Annotated in this window: 15 protein-coding genes and 2 tRNA genes; 4 read left to right on the forward strand and 13 right to left on the reverse strand. The window is 66.5% G+C overall.

Annotated features, from left to right (window positions below; genetic code table 11):
- Nucleotides 1-417: 417 nt before the first annotated feature.
- The 9 genes from OHA40_RS08530 to OHA40_RS08570 form a co-directional block, all read right to left on the reverse strand.
- Entirely contained in the window at nucleotides 418-1,320 is a 903-nt protein-coding gene (locus OHA40_RS08530; RefSeq protein WP_330232525.1) for a hypothetical protein, read from the reverse strand.
- 57 nt (nucleotides 1,321-1,377) lie between these two features.
- A complete protein-coding gene (locus OHA40_RS08535) occupies nucleotides 1,378-3,822 on the reverse strand; it encodes a hypothetical protein (RefSeq protein WP_330232526.1) in 2,445 nt (814 codons plus the stop codon).
- Nucleotides 3,819-6,347 (reverse strand): ATP-binding protein, encoded by a 2,529-nt coding sequence (locus OHA40_RS08540; RefSeq protein WP_330232527.1) that lies wholly within the window; start codon nucleotides 6,345-6,347, stop codon nucleotides 3,819-3,821. Before OHA40_RS08540 ends, OHA40_RS08535 begins: the two co-directional genes overlap by 4 nt.
- Nucleotides 6,347-6,886, reverse strand: coding sequence for a hypothetical protein (locus tag OHA40_RS08545; RefSeq protein WP_330232528.1), 540 nt, complete (start codon nucleotides 6,884-6,886; stop codon nucleotides 6,347-6,349). The genes OHA40_RS08540 and OHA40_RS08545 overlap by 1 nt, the downstream gene beginning before the upstream one ends.
- Nucleotides 6,883-7,143 carry a hypothetical protein gene (locus OHA40_RS08550; RefSeq protein ID WP_330232529.1) on the reverse strand — a complete coding sequence of 87 codons (261 nt, stop codon included), beginning with the start codon at nucleotides 7,141-7,143 and terminating at the stop codon, nucleotides 6,883-6,885. The genes OHA40_RS08545 and OHA40_RS08550 overlap by 4 nt, the downstream gene beginning before the upstream one ends.
- 19 nt (nucleotides 7,144-7,162) lie before the next feature.
- A complete protein-coding gene (locus OHA40_RS08555) occupies nucleotides 7,163-8,167 on the reverse strand; it encodes a conjugal transfer protein (RefSeq protein WP_330232530.1) in 1,005 nt (334 codons plus the stop codon).
- Nucleotides 8,168-8,235: 68 nt separating this feature from the next.
- Complete coding sequence (locus OHA40_RS08560) at nucleotides 8,236-9,360, reverse strand: GAF domain-containing protein (RefSeq protein ID WP_330232531.1); 1,125 nt, start codon at nucleotides 9,358-9,360, stop codon at nucleotides 8,236-8,238.
- A gap of 372 nt (nucleotides 9,361-9,732) precedes the next feature.
- Nucleotides 9,733-10,626: an ROK family protein gene (locus tag OHA40_RS08565; RefSeq protein WP_330232532.1), complete on the reverse strand. Its 894-nt coding sequence runs from the start codon at nucleotides 10,624-10,626 to the stop codon at nucleotides 9,733-9,735.
- A gap of 49 nt (nucleotides 10,627-10,675) precedes the next feature.
- Nucleotides 10,676-10,927: a hypothetical protein gene (locus tag OHA40_RS08570; RefSeq protein WP_330232533.1), complete on the reverse strand. Its 252-nt coding sequence runs from the start codon at nucleotides 10,925-10,927 to the stop codon at nucleotides 10,676-10,678.
- A gap of 468 nt (nucleotides 10,928-11,395) precedes the next feature.
- Between OHA40_RS08570 and OHA40_RS08575 the strand changes: the two genes are divergently transcribed.
- Nucleotides 11,396-12,124, forward strand: coding sequence for a MerR family transcriptional regulator (locus OHA40_RS08575; RefSeq protein WP_330232534.1), 729 nt, complete (start codon nucleotides 11,396-11,398; stop codon nucleotides 12,122-12,124).
- A gap of 25 nt (nucleotides 12,125-12,149) precedes the next feature.
- A complete protein-coding gene (locus OHA40_RS08580) occupies nucleotides 12,150-13,163 on the forward strand; it encodes an asparagine synthase C-terminal domain-containing protein (RefSeq protein WP_330232535.1) in 1,014 nt (337 codons plus the stop codon).
- Between the two features lie 28 nt (nucleotides 13,164-13,191).
- Here the strand turns inward: OHA40_RS08580 and OHA40_RS08585 are convergent.
- A tRNA-Pro gene (locus tag OHA40_RS08585) sits at nucleotides 13,192-13,268 on the reverse strand.
- A gap of 47 nt (nucleotides 13,269-13,315) precedes the next feature.
- Nucleotides 13,316-13,389, reverse strand: a tRNA-Gly gene (locus OHA40_RS08590).
- A gap of 860 nt (nucleotides 13,390-14,249) precedes the next feature.
- Here OHA40_RS08590 and OHA40_RS08595 point away from each other — a divergent pair.
- A complete protein-coding gene (locus OHA40_RS08595; RefSeq protein ID WP_330232536.1) occupies nucleotides 14,250-15,200 on the forward strand; it encodes a GGDEF domain-containing protein in 951 nt (316 codons plus the stop codon).
- A gap of 34 nt (nucleotides 15,201-15,234) precedes the next feature.
- Here the strand turns inward: OHA40_RS08595 and OHA40_RS08600 are convergent, their stop codons facing one another.
- Nucleotides 15,235-16,047: an Fpg/Nei family DNA glycosylase gene (locus OHA40_RS08600; RefSeq protein WP_330232537.1), complete on the reverse strand. Its 813-nt coding sequence runs from the start codon at nucleotides 16,045-16,047 to the stop codon at nucleotides 15,235-15,237.
- Between the two features lie 143 nt (nucleotides 16,048-16,190).
- Nucleotides 16,191-16,655, reverse strand: a complete 465-nt coding sequence (locus OHA40_RS08605) for a ribose-5-phosphate isomerase (RefSeq protein ID WP_330232538.1) — start codon at nucleotides 16,653-16,655, stop codon at nucleotides 16,191-16,193.
- A 168-nt stretch (nucleotides 16,656-16,823) separates the two neighbouring features.
- Between OHA40_RS08605 and OHA40_RS08610 the strand changes: the two genes are divergently transcribed.
- Complete coding sequence (locus OHA40_RS08610; protein WP_442943955.1) at nucleotides 16,824-17,930, forward strand: M48 family metallopeptidase; 1,107 nt, start codon at nucleotides 16,824-16,826, stop codon at nucleotides 17,928-17,930.
- Nucleotides 17,931-17,959 lie beyond the last annotated feature (29 nt).

Here is a 17,959-nt window from a genome sequence, read left to right on the forward strand (position 1 = left end):
TCACCCCCATCCCCACCCGACGGCACAGGCCCCACCGGCGGAGCCACCACACCACCCGGCACCACCGGCCCCACCTCACCCGGCACCTGACCCGGCTGACCCGGCTGCCCCTGACCAGGCACACCCGACGGACCCGGGCTTCCATGCTGCCCAGCAGAACCCGGAACACCCTGCGCCCCAGACTGCCCCGGCTGGTCCGGCTGCCCACCACCGATCGACTGACCAGGACCAGGTGCACCATTCGGCTGACCAGGTCCAGGAGACGGAGTACCGGGTTGTCCAGGCGCCACGGTCCCGGGCCGCGTACGCGGATTTCCCGGTCGATCCGACCACGGCGTCACCGGAACCGGCGGCGCCTCAGCGTCTTCGCCGGATTCGATCTGCGGCTCTACTTCGGTTGGTGGCATCGTGTACTCGTCACCCCCCGCTGCCGAGTACTCGTTTCACCCGCACGTCTTTCGTGCTGGGGATGGCCAGCTCCACGAAGCCACCGGTCGCCGAATCGGCAGTGACGAGCTGGGTGGCGCTGACGGCGATTCCGACGTCGGTCGGGGCATTGTTCCGGTAGTTCCAGAAAACCAGATCGCCCGCCGACACCGCGGAGAGATCCACCCGCTGGCCGCATGCTCCCTGCGCCGCAATGGTATTCGGCAGCACGACAACCGCGGCGCCGGAGCCGTCGGACTGTCCGCACGCCCGCCGAGCAGAACCGCTCGGTTGCCTGGCAACGTCCGCTGCGGGCGGCTGCGCCGCCGGACCTGCGGTGAGTCCACATCGCCCCGTCGACTGCGCGGCCGAGGCCCGGTAGATGACCGATCTAGTAAATTCCGCGGCGTCCGCACGGGCAGTGCCGTTTTGGGCTTCACCCGACGACGATCCCGCCAGCTGTGCGAGTGCGAGCTCACGCGCACAGTCGGCACCGAATCCCGCACTGCCCGTGAGCAAAGGGGGGCTCTGGTACGGCGCGTCTTTCAGCGCCGTAGTGCAGGCGCGCTGCCAGTCGGACGCGCTGGTGTCGTCCGGTGCGATGGTCAGTTCCGCGAACGGATTCGTGGTCGGAGCGATGGAGGTACGCGCCGCCGGTGCGCTCCGCGTCGTCGACGGCCCCGCGGCCGGAGCGCGACTCGGAGTCACCGTCTCGGAGGGATCGGGCCCCACCGCACTGTCGCATTGGTAGTGCAGGTCCGAGGCGATCGACGATGTCGCGCCACCGATAATGAGCACTAGAACGATGACCGTTCCGAAGAGTCCGATGACGACCCCGAGCACCAGCCAGACCCAGACCGGGATCATCGCGAGCATCAGGAGACGACCGATCATCGACTGCCCTTCTGTGAGGTCCGGCCCGCCGCCCTGCGCTCGGAATCTTGGTTCCGGTCAGGGCCTGCGGGTGTTTCTGAAATTGTTCAGCAACCTGTCCGGGATGGCCTGGAGTGGCGTATTGGGGTTCGGCTGCGGGAGCGAGACAGCACCCGTCGTATTCCGGCCTGCTTGCCACTGGTCCGTCTGGGCGGCCTTGTCGATCTCCGAGCGAAGCGCCCGGATCCGTTCGAGGTTGGTTGGATCTTCGGCAACCCACGCGGTGGCCGCCTGGACCCGGAGCGCATGCTCGTTCGCAATCCAGCTCCGCAACCGGTCCGCTTCGATCTGGTTCAACGGCTGACCGTTGGCGAACGCCAGGTGTGTGGACGTGCGCGAGACTGGACCGTCCACATGGGCCTGTAGCGTTTCGATCCATTGCTTGTTGGGACTGTCGAGGTACTGCCTGCCAACATCTTGCAGTTCTTCCGAAATGCTGACACCGCCGGGATAGTCACCTCGATACCGCGCGACGCTGGCCTCCAGCCCGTGCAGCCTGGCGCCCGCCCATTCCGGATCCATGTAATACCGCTCGAAATGTTTGTGGGCGGCGAGGACGCGGCCGAGGTGCTTCGACGCCAGCGGTTCATCATCCGCGTGCCGGATGATGTCCGATCGTACGATGGCGGCCTTGTTGGAGCGCCCCCAGCTGATACCGGCCATCCGGAGGGCGTACGGCACGCCGCCCATCATGCCCGTCACGTGGAAGGCATTCTCCGCGGCGAAGGCTGCGGCTCGTTCGCTACGACGCCAAGATCCGGAACTTCGGATCCCAGCCCTGGCGAAGTCAGCCGCAGCAGCACGGTCGTACACGTTACCGTGTGCGCCCGCTCTCAGGTCCCGATTCTTCAGGCCTTTCGCCTTGTTCTTCTTATCGAGGTGGTCCACCCGCGAGAAGGGATTCAAGGGGTTCAGGCGGCCCCCGAACGCCCATGCTGTGGCTGGCGAATTGTTGATGGTGCTGGCCGCGGCGAGCATCCCGAGCATGGACATCGAGTTGTTCGCGCCCGCGTTACCCATTCCCAGGGCATTCCCACCACCACCCGAACCCGCGCTCGAGCCGCCGCTCTGTATCCACGCGCCGACCCGCTTGACTGTCCATTCATTGCCGTCGTCGAAGCCGCGACGCACCTTCCGCAGCTGAACGATGAAAACACCCTCGACTAACCCCACGAGGACGTACACAGTCATTTCCTGACCTTCCGCCTGCTCGAACAGGCCGCCCACAAACATCTGGAGGAAAGCCGAAACGATGATATAGGCGGCGACCCGCCCCGCGGCGAAGAAGCCGTGTACCACGCACCGGACGGTGAACGTCTGCGTCGGCCCGTACACGTACCCGCCCGCAGAGAATCCAAAGATCGCCATGACCCCGTAATAGATGCCATCGAAGATGGCCCAGAAGGTTCTGATGGACAAGCCCAAGAAGACGATTAGGTTTAGCACCGCGATTACGAGCAGCGGCGCTGCGGCCCCGATCTGGCCCCCACCCGGATTATCGGCCGCTTCATATGCGGCGCTGTCGCCGCATGCCTTCAACCCGTTCTTCACACGGTCTTCATCACCGGCCATCATGCCAGCCGACCACGCCGCCTTGCAGGACGGCCGGACATCCACGACGTGTCCGAAGTTCCACACCTGCAGCGGACGTCGCACGAAATTATCCGCCATTTGCGCCTGCATCGTGGTTACCAGCTGGTCCGGATTCGGGTTGCTGTCACCATTCAAACCGGCCGCGACCGAGAGCCCCAGGTCACGCCCCTGGATCAGCAAACCGTGCGCGGACACGACCTCGTGCGGGCTAGCCAGAAACAGTGGTGTGCCGATCGCCACCACCATCATCATCAGGATCTGCACCACGGCCTTGGAGATCAAACCGCGCACGATGAACCACGCCACGAAGAACGCACCGATCGCCGCCGCCGTCGCCGCCATCAGCGGCGTCGCGATCAGCTTGATCAAGTTATCGATCACCGGCACCAACGGTGCAGTGATCGTTGGCATCCAGTCGAAACTAATTGTTTTACCGGGCAGCCAGATCTGGAACGTCTCCACCGCGTGCCAGGGGGCGAACAGCAACTTGAGCACTTGCGACGCCATCAATTTTCCAGGGTTCAACAACCCGCCGTTATTGGTCACGAACATGTAGTTCGAAACATTGACCCCCGACGAGTCCTTGATATCCATCCAGCCAGTCGCACCGTTGGGCGCGCTCGCCGATGCAAGTGTGCCGGTCTGCGCGGTGGATACCGCACCGATAATGCCCGGGAATACGACCAGCACGAAGAGGGCGATGAGAATCCCCGCGATCCAACGCCGACGGCGAGTCGCCGCGACCCAAGCACAGCATCGCCGGAACACCGCCTCCGGTCGCCAGCGCTCGGTATCCCAGAACTGCGGTTCCCATGGCATCCCGAAGGAAGGCTGATCCAGCCGAATGCTCCGACCGAGACGAGAACTCATGGACGCACCGACCGCTCCGGAAGCGAGGAGCCAGCGCCATTGGCGGTGGTCGGGGTGCTGGTGATCGCCGCGGCGCGGTCCGGACGCGCCGGACCGAGTACTTTGCCACGACCGATGCGGTTCAGCGCGTCACGCATGAACATCTCACCACGACGCTCGTCGGGCACCTGACGGCCGGGACCGACCGGAGGCGAGGTCTCTTCGCGGAGGATCTGCAACAGGAAGGGCGCTTCGTCCAGGTCGACGCCGAGCCATGCCAAGCTGTTGCGCGCCAGCGTCTCATCGCGCTGCCGGAAGACGAACCGGTTCGGAATGAGGTTGTGCGCGGCGCCCTGGAAGTCGGTGGCCGGGTCGTGCGAGGCGAGCCCGATCGCGGCCAGGTGCTTACGACCGTCGCGGCTGAAATCCGAGGTGACCGCCGAGCCGACCTGCGTTTGCGTGAAGTGGTGCGCCTCGTCACCGACCAGCAGGCCGAATCTGCCGTTGTCGGTGAGGAACGCCTCTCGCGCGGCGACGCCGACCAGTTCGTACAACGCCGTACCGAGCCGTTTGGTCAGCGGCAACCGGTTGTACAGGTGCGGGGTGGTGAGTTCCTCGGCTGTGGGCAATTGCAGATTGTGGCTGCGTACAACGGTCGCGGCGGCGTTGAGGCGCAGCGGTCGCAACTTGGGGTCGAACAGCACCGGCACCCGCTCGACCACAGTGCCGAGCCGCGCCGCCAGATCGGCGTACTCCTCACCCTGGCCCGGGTGATCGCGCAACCGGCGCACGGTGTGGAACAGATCGAGCATGCTCCGAATTCCGTGCTCGGCAATGCCCCTTGGCGACAGCAGATTACTCGCCGCGGCGCCCGCGCCGGAGGTCGGCGACAGGTCGAGCAGCGGCAGGATCGAGTCCAGCGCTCGTTCGCCCGCGATCCGCGGGTCGAACAATCGCAGCGGGTCCAGCGACACCGTGGGATTTGCCAGGTCGATGACGACCGCGTCATCGATCGACCGCGCGAAATGCTCCCATTCGCCAACCTGACTGCGGTCGATGGCAAGGAACTGCCCGCCCATATCGTGGACGAGCACCGCCATCAGCTTGAGGAAATACGACTTACCCGAACCGAGTTCGCCGGTCACCGCGAACGAGGCGGACAGGTCGTGCAGCGCGGCCTCCATGATGCCGAAGTGGACCGGCTCGAAATGGCCCGACAGCAGGTTGACCCCGATCACCGGTCCGCTGTCGTCGCCGATCTGACTGGTGGTGAACGGCACGAAACCCGCCCACATGTCCGAGGGGACGATATGGGCGTAGTCGTCGAAAGCCCGGCGCGGCGGGCTGCCGGGAATGAACATCGACCACAAGTCGGTTTGCGCGCCGACCGGCGCGGTCATCTCGACCTGAAACCGCTTGTAGCGGCGCTTGAGCGCGTTGACCGCGTCCATAGTGGCGTCCCGCGATGGCCCGCCGATGGCGATGACGGTGGTGAACGAGACCTCCGACTCACCGCCGTTGACCTCGAAGTGCTGGTTGTACTCGCCGAGCATCCGCGCCTTGGACGCCAGCGTGTTCTGTGCGAACGAGACCTCCTGATCCCGCTGATCCATCTGCTCGCCGAGCCGACGCAGGCTGAGCTCATTGTTCTTGAGCACCTGGTCTGCGGGCTTGGTCGAGATCCGCATGCCCCAGTCGACGGTGACGTCGCCGAGGCCCTCGAGCACGTTGAGGAACTCGCTGCCGCCGGGAAACGTCATGCCCGCGTACGGGAACGAGTGCGGCGTCAGCATCGCCTGGTAGGACGGGCGGTACTCGTAATCCGGCTGCACCACCTTGATGACGGGGACGAACGACGGCCGCAGACGCCGATTGCTGTCGGCCTGGGCGCCCTCGTCGAGTGCGGCGGAGCGGAACACGGCCGCCGTGGCGTCGTCCAGCGCGCCCGCCCGGGTCGGCGCCACCGGGTCCCCCGCCGCGCCCCGCGAAAGGTAATGCTCCCAAAGCCATTGGAACAGGGCGGCGGGCACCGGCATCGGATCGAAGTCACCGCCGATCCTGGACAGGATCTCATTCGCCTTCTCGTCGTAGGCGTCCAGGTCGGCGCGGGAGATCGCCGTCGCATCGACCGTGGTGGTACTGCCGCGCCACAGGCGCGACAACCCGGAGATACTGGAGTTGCTGGCGCCGACCGGGAACGACAGCAGGAAGAGGCGGGTCTGCGGCAGGATCGCATGCACACGCTCGTAGGAGGCGACCACCTCGTCCGCGTAGTCCTCGCACTCGTCCAGGTCGACGCCCTCCACCATCTTGGTGAGCACGTCGATCGTGTTCAGCCGCGCCTGGATGCCGAGCAACAGCGAACCACTCGGCAGGTTGTTGACCAGTGCGTGATGCGCCATCTTCACGTCGTGCTTGTCGCTGGCCTTGCGCAATCCGTAGCCGAGCGGGTTGATGAAGTAAGTCGCGGTGACCAGACCCGAGTGGGTGAACTGGAGATTCCCGCGAATCGCCGCGGTGGGCTGTAGATCTCGTCCGAGTGCCATCAGGGGCGTCCTCCGGATGCCGGGCCGTCGCCGTTGTCAGTGCCGCTCATTCGCTGCCACAGGTCCGCGCCAGTGCCGCCCGCACCGACCGCCTCGAGCAGCCGGCGATCCGGCTTCGTTTCCGCGGCAGCGGCTGCGCCAGGGCGATCGGGCAGCAAGAGGACTACGGTCTCCTCGATGAACATCATGTGGCGCACCGACTCGCTGCTGATCGGCATCCCCGACGCGGACACCGGCTTGCGGTAGACGATGAGCCTGCCCAGCCACATGGCACGTGAGGTCATCCGAACTCCGGTGTACGGCACGAGTCCGATCGCGAAGACGGCCATGATCGTCAGTGCCAGACCCGCGATGAAGGTGACCGCCGGGTTGACCGGAAAGGTCATGGCGCACACCGACGTCACCAGCATCAGCACCACGCCTGTGGCGACCTGGGGCAGGGTGTAGGGACCGAACGGAAGTTTCTGTCCGTTCTGTGCCTTGCCGATCATCGTGGGCACACGTTTGATCGGCGTGAACACCTTGATCACCTGACTCATCGATAGCCACCGATGGGATGATCGGGAACGATGATGTTGGAATCCGTGCGCGCGTAATTCACCAGCGTGGGCAGGACCCAGAACAGAACGGCCGCGAGGACCGCCGATCCGGCCACCGCGAGAATCTTGGCCGGGGACAACCGCGATTTCGCCGCTTCGGAAATCAGCACCCCCATACTGAGGATGGTGATCAGAATCAATCCCGCCCACCGGACGAAGACCAGCACGCCGTACAGGATGTTACTGAGATTACCCATCGGGCTGCCTCTTCTCTGATCAGTTCTGTGTCGCCGGCGGGATCTGCGCCGACGACGAGGGTGACGGTGTCGAAGTGGGCGGCGCGCCGCCGCGGGAATCCTGGCCGGCGACCACCGCCAGCGGACTCGACAGGGCGGGAACCGGATCGATGGACACCACCTGCCACTGGCCCGCGTTGCGGATCATCGTCAACGGGTAGGCCAGCGATGCGGTGGCGCCGGTATCGGCTTTCGGATTGATGGTGGCCAGCACCTGGGCCTTCGCGCCACCCGATCCGCAGCCTGAATCGTCCGCGCTGAGCGAGACCAGCTCGACGCCGGTGAACGGGGCCGGTTTCAACGCGGCCAGACCGGCGTCCGGCGTGGTGTAGCGCGCCACATCACCGTTTCCGGTCAGCAGTGCGCCCAGGAATCCGGTCGCCACCTGCGCCAACGGTGTATCCGCCGCGCAGGGCGCGCGATAGGCCAGGGCGAGATCGGCTCCCCTCGCCGGGGGCTGGACCACGGCGGGCACCGACAGCGCGCGTAATCGTCCATCGGACACCGAGACCCCGACTCGGTAGAACTGCCGGTTCTCCGGCGCGGTCGCCGCGCCGGCCTTGCCGACTCGGACCGATACCGTCACCGACCACACCTCGAGCCCACCCGTCGATAGGGTGCGCGAGACATAGACGACCGCCGGGTCCGACACCTGTCGCGCGGACGTGGGCAACGCGACCTGTTGGCCGGAGCCGACGAACTCGCCGATCCGATCCTGCTGTCCCGCAACGGACGTCAGGTAAGTGACGACGAACTGCTCGGCAAAAGAACCGGCCAATTGCGCATGCCCGACAATTGCTGTCGTCGAATCGTCGGACGGCGCGGGCGGGCCTGAATCGAAGACGCTGAGAATCGCGTGGCCGCCACCCAGCACGGCGAGCACGGCGAGCACCGCGACCACCACATTGTCGCGACGGCGGCGAGCGGCCATCCGGCGAAGCAGAGCCTCACCCGAATCTGCCGACCCACGAACCACTGTCCTCACTCCCGAAATGGTAGAGAGCGCAGGCGAACCCAACCGGCCGGTAGTTCCCAGCCGTGGGAATCAAACTGTCAGTAGGCCGGGCTGCTTTTCATCCTGCCCGCCAGCCAATGTCGCAATTGTTCGTCATAGCCGATGGGCGCGCTGCGCTGCCGCGGTTCCAGCACTTGGCGCTGGGTCTCCATCAGCGGAACGTCGTCGGCGACCCGGACCAGTTGCGCGATCGCGAGCTGCCTGCTCGAGTACCCTGGATACGGGTAGAGCAGCAGCGACGTCGGCGTGTATCCGCCGCCGTAGTTGAGCACCCGCAGCGTGACGCCTGCACTGTCGCCCGACCGCAGCCGGTCACCGAGTTCCACCAGCCGGGGCCGGTCCTCGGGGTGGAACACGTCGACAGGCCGGAAGAGATAGTCCCAGCGCACCCACGGTGCGGGATCGGTGAGCCAGTGCGAAATGCTGGTGCGCTCGAGCTGGACCACGGCCAGATGCGTACCCGCGCGACGATGCGCCTCCCGCAAACCGATCCGCTCCAGGGTCGGCCACGCCGACGGCGCGTTGTCCGAGGTGACATCCTCGATCAGCAGCCAGGCGCCGCGGGTGCGTTCGTCGTCACGGGCCCGAATGGTGATCCGCCACTGGGCCGGACGGCCGAACCCGTGCACCACGGTGGTGTCGAACTGCATCCGGTCACCAGGCTTGGGGTCATAGAGGAGATCGAGAACCTCCGCGTGCCGATCGAAGCTCGACACCCGGTGGAACAGTTCCGCGATGGACATCCTCGGCACGTACTGTTCGGCCGTGCTGCCGGACAACCGCGTGATGCCGCTCGGTTGCTGGATGGTCTGACTGCTCAGGTCCCAGATGGCGCCCACCGCCGGACGCAGCACGGGCACCCGCTCGGCCGCAGGACCGAGCCACAGGCGCACCGCATGTACGTCAGCCGCAGGGCCGAAGACCGGCCGAATGAGCAGTTGGTGCCGACCGGCCCGCGTCTCGATAGCCACATCGACGTCCTGCGCCTGGTCATGCGCCGTACGGATAGCCTCGGTCAGTCCCGCGGTCGTGAGCTTGTCGTAGAGGGCGGGCGTTTTGGACAGCGTTCGCTGCAACACCCGCTGCCAGTTCGCGAACTCACGTGGTGCATCCCCCACCGACGCGACGGACATACCGTCCGGCGCCAACGTCTCGATCGTCACCCATGGAATCACTGCGCCACTTCGCTTCGCACTTGCCCGTACCAGCCGTTCTCCGGATCCGCCTCAATCCGGATGAGACATCATGTGACTTAGGCAATGTACCGTTATTCAGCGGCGCAATCAACTCGTATGGCCCACCCTCTTATTTCTACGAAGTCTGCATCATGTTCATCGGACACGCCGCCGCGTGTTCATTTTGTTCAGGTTTCGTTCAGTCGAACAGACCCGGAGACGGCACGCAGTCCGGCGGCTCATCGCCCGCAAACCGACCGCGCACCGCTTCGGGCGACCTTCAGGCTTCCACGCGGCTAATCCTGCGGTGCGTTCCGAAACCTTTCTCACACACGGCATTACACAACGGTGAGGAACCGATCAAGCGCTCTGTGCGCTGAGCGCAAGCACACCGGCACCGGCAAGCAATGCGACGTCGCCGAGCTGCGAAGGAACGACCCGCAATCCGGGCAGGAAGCTCAGCCTGGCGTGGGTGGCGACCGCTTCGTTCAGGGGTTTCCACAGCACCGGACCCGCTTCGGCGAGCGACCCGCCGAGTACCACGAGATCGATGTCGAGCAGTGCGGCCGCCGACGCGATCGCGCTGCCGAGTGCCGTGCCCGCCCTGCCCAACGCGGCGGCGGGGATGTCTTCCCCCACACGGGCGGCCTCCACCAGCTGCGGCACCGAGGTACCCGCCCACCCTTGCTCCCGAGCCCAGCGCACCACCGACGTCCCGCTGGCGACGGCTTCCAAACAGCCTCGGCCGCCGCACACGCAGCGATCATCGAAACCGGGGACGAGGACATGACCCACGTTTCCCGCGTTGCCGGTCCGACCGACGACGGTGAAACCGCCGACCATGACACCACCACCTATGCGAGTGGACACGGTGATCGCCAACGCATCCATCACCCCACCCGTGGCACCGTATGCCTGTTCGGCCACAGCGAGGCACACGCCATCCACCGCGAGCCGAACCTCCGCCGAAGGAAACAACTTCTGCGCAGCCTGCACGATGCCGAAACCCGTCCGCCACTCAGGGACTTCCGCGGGTGCGACCACCCCCGCCGTCATATCGATCGGCCCGGCGGAGGCGATACCGAGGGCGGTGACCTCGGCACCGCCCGCGGCCTCGAGCAAAATCTCGCGGCACCGGTCCCATGCGCCGGAGGGCGGGATCGGAATCTGCACGATGTCGTCGGTACTCACATCGTCGGCGATTCGGCTCGCCGCGAACCTCGATGAACCGATCTCCAACGCCAGCACTGTCATGACTTACGCACCACCAAAGGACTCGACGCCAAAAGGTCCACGCAGCATGTCACAGGCCGTCGGTTCCAGTCGGCTTCAACGGTTGCCCGAGCACGATGTGCCTGCGGGGGGCGGGAAGGGTGGACACGGTGCGCAGCGGGCGCGGTCCGTTACGAATGATGCGCATGGGGCGCTTGTGGTCGATCGGCGCGGCGCGGTGCCGATCCAGGTTTTCGATGACGCCGCCGGAATTGTCGTAGGCGACGCCCGCCCAGATCATCGCGCGGGGGCCGTCACCGCGGGCCGTGAGCGTCTGCGCCAACTGGCGGCACTGTACGAAGAGGGGGCAGCTCTGACAGGTTCGGACGGCTGACCGCCAGGCATCCGGATTCCCGGTGTCCATGTCCCAGTTGTCCGGGACGTCGGCGCACGGGGGCCGCTGGTTCGACTTTGCCGGAATCGACGAGATCTTCGCTGACGCAAGGGATCCCGTGTCCATCGGAAGGGTTCGCGTAATGCTCATAGCCATCTCCGGAGATGCCGAGGGCACACCTGTGGCAGGTGTTTGGCCCATGGATCGGACGGTCATCAGGGCTGCTCAACAGTCCCCGGAATCCAGCCGCGATAAGCTGGTCTACGCACGGTAGCCCACTGTTGCCCAGCACACAACCTCTTGTGCCGCTATGTAACGGCTCGTTGACGTTTCAGCAACTCCCAGCTACCGTTTTTAACGGCACGTTATGAAACGGCTCATTTTCCACGGGGGCCCGACTATGGTTTCCTTTTAAACATGGCTGCAGACTCTGAATTCACGATCGACGAACTGGCACGGGCAGCCGAGACCACCGTGCGCAGCGTCCGCGTGTACCACGAGCGAGGTCTTCTGCCCTCGCCGGAGGTGCGCGGGCGGATCGGGTACTACGGGTCCGACCACCTCAACCGGCTGCAGACCATCAGCCGCCTGCTCGGGCGAGGTATGAAGCTGAACGGGATCAGGGAACTGCTAGAGGCCTGGGACCGCGGCGACGGACTCGCCGACGTACTCGGCGTGAAGAACGCAGCCGCAGAAGCCGGCGAGCTGGAACCGGAAGTCGACACCGAACCCGACGACAGCTACGCCGAACTGCCGGAGTATGCGAAGCAAGCACTGGCCGCCAGCGACGATCCGCTGGAGGCGTACCGGGTCACGAACCCGCGCTGCTGTGACCTGGCCACCCGCCTCACCGACACCGGGCTGCCGGTGCGGGACACGTTCCAGTTGGTGGAGCGTCTGCGCGCCGACTGCGATCGCATCGCCGACCGCTTCGCCACCGAGCTGTTCTACCGTCTGGCCGGGCAGACCTACGAGGAATCCGCGCGGACGCCGCGGGATCGCACCAAACTCGAGACCGATCTGGCGATCGCACGGCTCATCGTCACCCGTGCCACCTCCGAACTGATCGACCAGGCATTCGCCAAGCATTCCGAGCTGCCACCGCCTTCGATGGCCTCGGGCACGCAGGCGTCCGCCGATCTGTGACGGCGCACCGGTCCGCGGCTGCGCGGTGAACGACGAAATCGGCTCGGCGGCACAGACTTCCGAGCCGATCCAGTTCGTCGCCGACCTGCTCGGGGACAGCCTGTCGGCGCCCGATCCCACCGCGCGGACCATCACCGATCCCCGAGTCGCCGCCGCACTCATCGCGGAGGAGACCCGCTCGCGGCTGCGCGCCGTGATCGATCGCTTCGACGGCGTCCCGACGATCCTGCTCAGCGGCGGCGTCGACTCGATCTATCTCGCCGCGTTGGCGGTGCGCCTCGGTGTCCGGCCACATGCCATCACCATCGTCACGGCCGGTGACAGCGACGCCACGGGTGCGGCGGCAGCCGCGGCAGCGCTCGGCCTCCCCCACGACGTCATCCGGCTGACCGGCGCCGAAGTAGTCGACCTCGCCCGCGACGCCATGCGCAGGCTCGGGACATCGGAGCTGTGGGAGGTGGCGGCGGGCATCCCGCTGCTCGCCGCCAAGCGCAGCCTCGACCGGTTCGAGCGCGTCGGCGCCATCCTCACCGGCTCCGGCGCCGATGCGATCTTCGGCGGCGGCCGGTCGCTGCGGCATCCGCTCCACTCCGCGGCGGCCCGTGCGGAACTCGACAGCCTGATCCGCACCGAGTCGGCCGCGAACTTCCGCTACCGACGGCTGGTCCCGCATTTCCATCCGGCACTGTTGAATACTTACGCAGATAAACTCGTTCACGTCTTTCAAACGGTGCGCTGGTGGCGGCTTGCCGAACGTCTCGCGCCCCCAGCGTTGTTCGGCGAACACAATGGCCGGCGAATCGACAAACTAGCGTTACGCATGGCCTGTGCCGAAGAGTTGCCCAGCGGCGCGCTGGACCTTGCCTGGCGGACGAAGGCCCCGATCCAACGCTCCTCCGGCCTGTTCACCACGCTGGCCGCGGCCGCGCGCTCGCACGCGGCGAATCTTCCTGGCGCACGTACGTATACCGATCCGATGACCGAAGACGCCGAAGCAGTCGCCATCCGGCTCTACCTGACGCTGTTGGATCGGAAATGAACGCGGCTACGCCGCCGCCCTCGAACGATGGTCGGGGTGACAGGATTTGAACCTGCGACCCTCCGCTCCCAAAGCGGATGCGCTACCAAGCTGCGCTACACCCCGTGGTCCTCGCGGCGGCGGGGCGGCCGCCGACGAGGGTGAATGCTCCGTGGAGCGGGTGACGGGAATCGAACCCGCACCATCAGCTTGGAAGGCTGAGGTTCTACCATTGAACTACACCCGCAGGCATACGACACCGATGGGATCGCCACGATGCCGTGTGCGATCCGACTGTACCGAATCCGGCTTCCGAAATGCCAATCAGCCCCCTCGGGCAGCGTGACCTCGACGATGCGGACCGTAGCGCTCCAGGGTTGCCGCACCAAGTGTCGCACGACCCGGCCGCCGCACCGGAGCAGCGCGCTGGAGCCAAAATTTAGAGGGTGTTTTTCATTGAAACTCTGGCGTGTCGGATGCCGCTGGGCGAAACTCTAATGACACGTGACGACCCCGCCGGGGAAGCGTGGCCGACCCGCCACCGGCCACGCCAGGAAACATCGCTCAGGGGATTTCCGATGAGGACCGCACGACTCGCCGTCACTGCCGGCGCACTCGGCGTGTTGCCGAGCGTCGGCCACGGTACCGGCACCTCCTCGGGGCAGCGTGCCCCGAGGACGTCTCCCTCCGGCGCATGGTTGGCTAATCGCGCGGCAACCGCCGCCGCCGTCCCCCGGCCGAGCGCGGAAGCGACGCCGGAGCCTGCGCGGCACTGCCTGCCCACGTCCTACAGCGTGTCGCCAGCGCGTCGCGGCGCGATTTTGCAGCGAACAGAATGCGGGTGTAACACCAACACGACGGGAACGATCACATTCCCGATCGCCATTCGCGAGGTGTCGATAACACGTTGCAAAACGGTGCTTTTCGATGCCGAGTGGCTTGCTAGGATCCTTTTTGCCGGACGGGGGTATCTGGAAAGGGGGCGGTGAGCGTGCGCCGAACCAGGTGGACACAACCGCGTAGCAGTGGGAACGATCAGCGTGACGCCGGCGCCTGTGTCAGCACAGGGCAGCTGGGTACCGACGTCACCCACGCCGGGTGAGTCCGATGTCCTCCGACATCGAACCCCCGGTAGCCACCATGGCCCGAGCATGGGCCCGTGCGGTCTGCGCCGAACCGGGTTCGGGCGCGACACCCCAACTGCTGGAGCCGGTGCTGATCGAGATCGTCGAGCGACTGCTCACGCTGGCGAGGTCCGAGCCGTTCCCCGTGCCCGAAGCGCGGATGCTCGGGGCCAGGCTCGCCGAGGCGCCGTTCGACCGGATCCGGATGCTGGCACAGGCCACGCGATGGCTGCTCGGCTTTCCCTCCGGAACGCCGGGTTCCTTGGTGGCCACGCGCTGGCCGTTCATCGCCAGCCAGGCCATCGACAGTTACGCGCAGGCACTGCAAGAGCGGGCGCTCGCGCAGCAGGAGCAGAACCTCTCGGCCAAGGTGTCGCTGCGGGTCCAGGAGATCGCCGCGCTGCAGCACCGGCTGCGCCACGAGGCCACCCACGACGCGCTCACCGATCTGGCCAACCGCACGCTGTTGCAGGACAAGGTCCGGCTGATGGCCACCGATCCGAGCCGAGGCGTCGGGCTGCTGCTGATCGACCTGGACCGGTTCAAGCAGATCAACGACGGCTACGGACACGCGATCGGCGACGAGGTACTGGTCGAACTGGCCAGCAGGCTCCGCGAAGCCTGCCCGCCGGACACGGTGATCTGCCGTTACGGTGGTGATGAGTTCGTACTCGCCACCAATCCGCACCGCAACTCTCTCGGCGACCTCGCGCACCGGATCGTGGCCGCGCTGCGTGATCCGGTCTGGTCCTCGGCGGGGCCGGTTCCGGTGTCGGCCAGCGTCGGCACCGCCTACAACCCGCCGGGCGCCCCGTTCGATTTCACCGATCTGCTCCGCCGCGCCGACCGGGCCATGTATTCCGCCAAGACCGCGGGCGGCCGCCGCTTCGCCATTGCGGACGAGCCGGATATCGACACCGCCGTCGCCGGCTGACCGGCATGGGCCGGGTGCGCCCGGTCCGGGTCGGTCAGTCCGGTTGACAGGAGGGGCACCAGAAGAGGTTTCGCGCCTGCATGACCTGATGCGCTATCGGCGTGCCGCACAGACGGCACGGCGCTCCCTGCCTGCGGTAGACGTAGGTGCGCGGACGATCGGACGCATACGACGGCTCGCCGTGGTCGTGTTCGGGTCGCACCACGACCATCTTCCCGACGCGCACCCCCACCCGCATCAGCGCGACGAGATCGGTCCACATGGCAGTCCATTCGTCGGCCGACAGCGCCACGCCGGGACGATGCGGTGAAATCTGATGGCGGAAGAGCAGTTCCGCACGGTAGACGTTACCGACGCCGGCCACCACCTGCTGGTCCATCAGCAGCGCGCCGATCGGCCTGCGCGAGCGATGGATGCGCCGCCAGGCGCGGTCCGGGTCGGCGCCGCGGCGCAGCGGGTCCGGGCCGAGCCGCTCGGTGAGCGCGGCGACCTCGGGCTCGAGCAGGATCTCGCAGGCCGCGGGGCCGCACAGATCGGTGCCGAAACCGGACGGTCCATCCAGCTCCCCGAACATGCGCATCCGGACTTGCCCGACCGGTTCTCCCATCGGCAGCGCGGATTCGCTGAACGTGCCGTACAAGCCGAGATGCACGTGCACGACGAGGCCCGACTCGTAGTGGTGCAGCAGATGTTTGCCCCACGCCTCGGCCTTGGTCAGCACCCGTCCGTCCACCCGGGCCGCGCCGGCGGCGAACTTACCCTGCGGGCTGGACACGCGCACCGCACCACCCGCGAGACGACGCTGATGCAGCCGCGCGAGACGGTGCAGCGTATGCCCCTCCGGCAACTCCCCCGCCTCTCCGGGTATTCAGGCCGTACCAGTTAGGTGGCACACGATTTGCGTTCAGGTCCTGCGCTGGATGCCGCTCGGATTTTGGGCGTACCCGGTGAGTTACCCATGTCCTCGCGAAATCAGTCGGCACGCAAGTATTAAACCTCCGGGGCTATACCAGTCTTCTCGTACTCGGCCAGGATGTCGATGCGGCGCTGGTGGCGCTCCTCGCCCGACCACGGGGTGGCGAGGAACGCGTCCACGATGGCCAGCGCCTCCTCGGTCGAGTGCATCCGGCCGCCGATGCCGATCAGCTGCGCGTTGTTGTGCTCACGAGCCAGCTTCGCGGTCTCTACGCTCCAGGCCAGCGCGCAGCGGGCGCCGGGCACCTTGTTCGCCGCGATCTGCTCGCCGTTGCCGCTGCCGCCGAATACCAGGCCGAGACTGCCCGGGTCGGCGACGGTGCGGCGGGCCGCCTCGATGCAGAACGCGGGGTAGTCGTCGAGCGGGTCGTAGTCGAGCGCGCCGCAGTCGACGACCTCGTGGCCCGCCTGCTCCAGATGGGCCTTGACGTGATTCTTCAGTTCGAAACCGGCATGGTCGGCACCCAGGTAAACGCGCATGGCAGGCATTGTGTCAGGCCGCTGCGGCGCGGCGGGCAACAGGGCACACCCCACCGTTGACACCAGCGCCCGTCGGCGCGAATCCCACTGATACGGCAGCTGTGTTCGCGGCAACGATCCCGCGTACGCGGCCCGACCCGTTCCCATCGACTGAATAGAGTTCATCTCATGCAGCCGCACGAACCCCAGCCGCACGACCAGGCGGGCCGGCAGGCCGACGCGTATACCCAGCAGGACGGATGGGTCCAGGTTCCGAACCCGCCCGCCGCACCCTACGGACAGCCGTATCCCTCGGCGCCCTACCCGCAGGCGCCCGCCGGGTCGTATCCGGCATACGGCCGTTACCCCGGTGCGCCGATGCCACCTGCGGTGCCACCGCAGCAGCAGCCGCGTGGTCTGTCGCCGTTCGGCATGCCCGCCCGGCACAGCTGGGAGATTCCGATGCTCGTGATCGTGATCGTGCTGACCGTCTTCGCCTACCTGATCGCCTTGCTGCTCCTGGCGACCGGCAATGTCGACCAATACGTCCTGGCGTTGGTGGCGGCCCCGCTGCTGCTGTGGTTCGGTCGCGGCATCACCTACGCCTCGCAGCGGGTGAACGGCGTCAAGATGTCGCCGACGCAGTTCCCCGAGGGCTATCAACTGGTGGTGGACGCGGCCGCCCGCTTCGGCATGGCGAAGGTGCCGGACGCGTACGTGGTGCTCGGCAACGGCCAGATCAACGCGTTCGCCAGCGGACACGGCTTCCGGCGCTTCGTGGTGGTCTACAGCGACCTGTTCGAGATCGGCGGCGCCGCACGCGAACCCGACGCGCTGGCGTTCATCATCGGCCACGAGGTCGGCCACATCGCGGCCGGGCACGCCTCGTACTGGCGGCAGCTGGGCATGTTCCTCGTGCCGTTCCTGCCGATCATCGGAAGCAGTCTGATCCGCGCGCAGGAGTTCACCGCCGACAACCATGGCTATTGCAACCGGCAAACCGGTGCGTCCGCCGCGATGGGCACGCTGGCCGCGGGCAAGTACATGAACAGGCTGATCGGCTTCGACGAGATGGCCGATCGTGCGGCGGTCGAGAAGGGCTTCTTCGTCTGGATGGTCAATGCCCTGTCCAGTCACCCGGTGCTCACCTGGCGCATGTGGGCGCTGCGCGATCGCAGCAGGCACGGCAAGCTTTTCCTGCGCCCGAACCCGCCCGCGGGTATCGCTACGGCGCCGGGTGGCTACCCGAGTTCCTACGGTGCGGTGCCGGCGAATCCGCCGAAATCCGTGCTGTGAAGGGGCGAGTGCCGCGGGCGGCACTCGCC

Origin of the sequence: Nocardia sp. NBC_00508 (assembly GCF_036346875.1) — a bacterium.
Taxonomy (GTDB): Bacteria; Actinomycetota; Actinomycetes; order Mycobacteriales; family Mycobacteriaceae; genus Nocardia.

What these genes read in the sequence shown, in the direction of transcription:
- OHA40_RS08535 (WP_330232526.1), bottom strand. Translation starts at nt 3,822, where the DNA reads ATGAGTTCTCGTCTCGGTCGGAGCATTCGGCTGGATCAGCCTTCCTTC.
- OHA40_RS08595 (WP_330232536.1), top strand. Translation starts at nt 14,250, where the DNA reads ATGTCCTCCGACATCGAACCCCCGGTAGCCACCATGGCCCGAGCATGG.
- OHA40_RS08575 (WP_330232534.1), top strand. Translation starts at nt 11,396, where the DNA reads ATGGCTGCAGACTCTGAATTCACGATCGACGAACTGGCACGGGCAGCC.
- OHA40_RS08565 (WP_330232532.1), bottom strand. Translation starts at nt 10,626, where the DNA reads ATGACAGTGCTGGCGTTGGAGATCGGTTCATCGAGGTTCGCGGCGAGC.
- OHA40_RS08530 (WP_330232525.1), bottom strand. Translation starts at nt 1,320, where the DNA reads ATGATCGGTCGTCTCCTGATGCTCGCGATGATCCCGGTCTGGGTCTGG.
- OHA40_RS08545 (WP_330232528.1), bottom strand. Translation starts at nt 6,886, where the DNA reads ATGAGTCAGGTGATCAAGGTGTTCACGCCGATCAAACGTGTGCCCACG.
- OHA40_RS08550 (WP_330232529.1), bottom strand. Translation starts at nt 7,143, where the DNA reads ATGGGTAATCTCAGTAACATCCTGTACGGCGTGCTGGTCTTCGTCCGG.
- OHA40_RS08605 (WP_330232538.1), bottom strand. Translation starts at nt 16,655, where the DNA reads ATGCGCGTTTACCTGGGTGCCGACCATGCCGGTTTCGAACTGAAGAAT.
- OHA40_RS08610 (WP_442943955.1), top strand. Translation starts at nt 16,824, where the DNA reads ATGCAGCCGCACGAACCCCAGCCGCACGACCAGGCGGGCCGGCAGGCC.
- OHA40_RS08540 (WP_330232527.1), bottom strand. Translation starts at nt 6,347, where the DNA reads ATGGCACTCGGACGAGATCTACAGCCCACCGCGGCGATTCGCGGGAAT.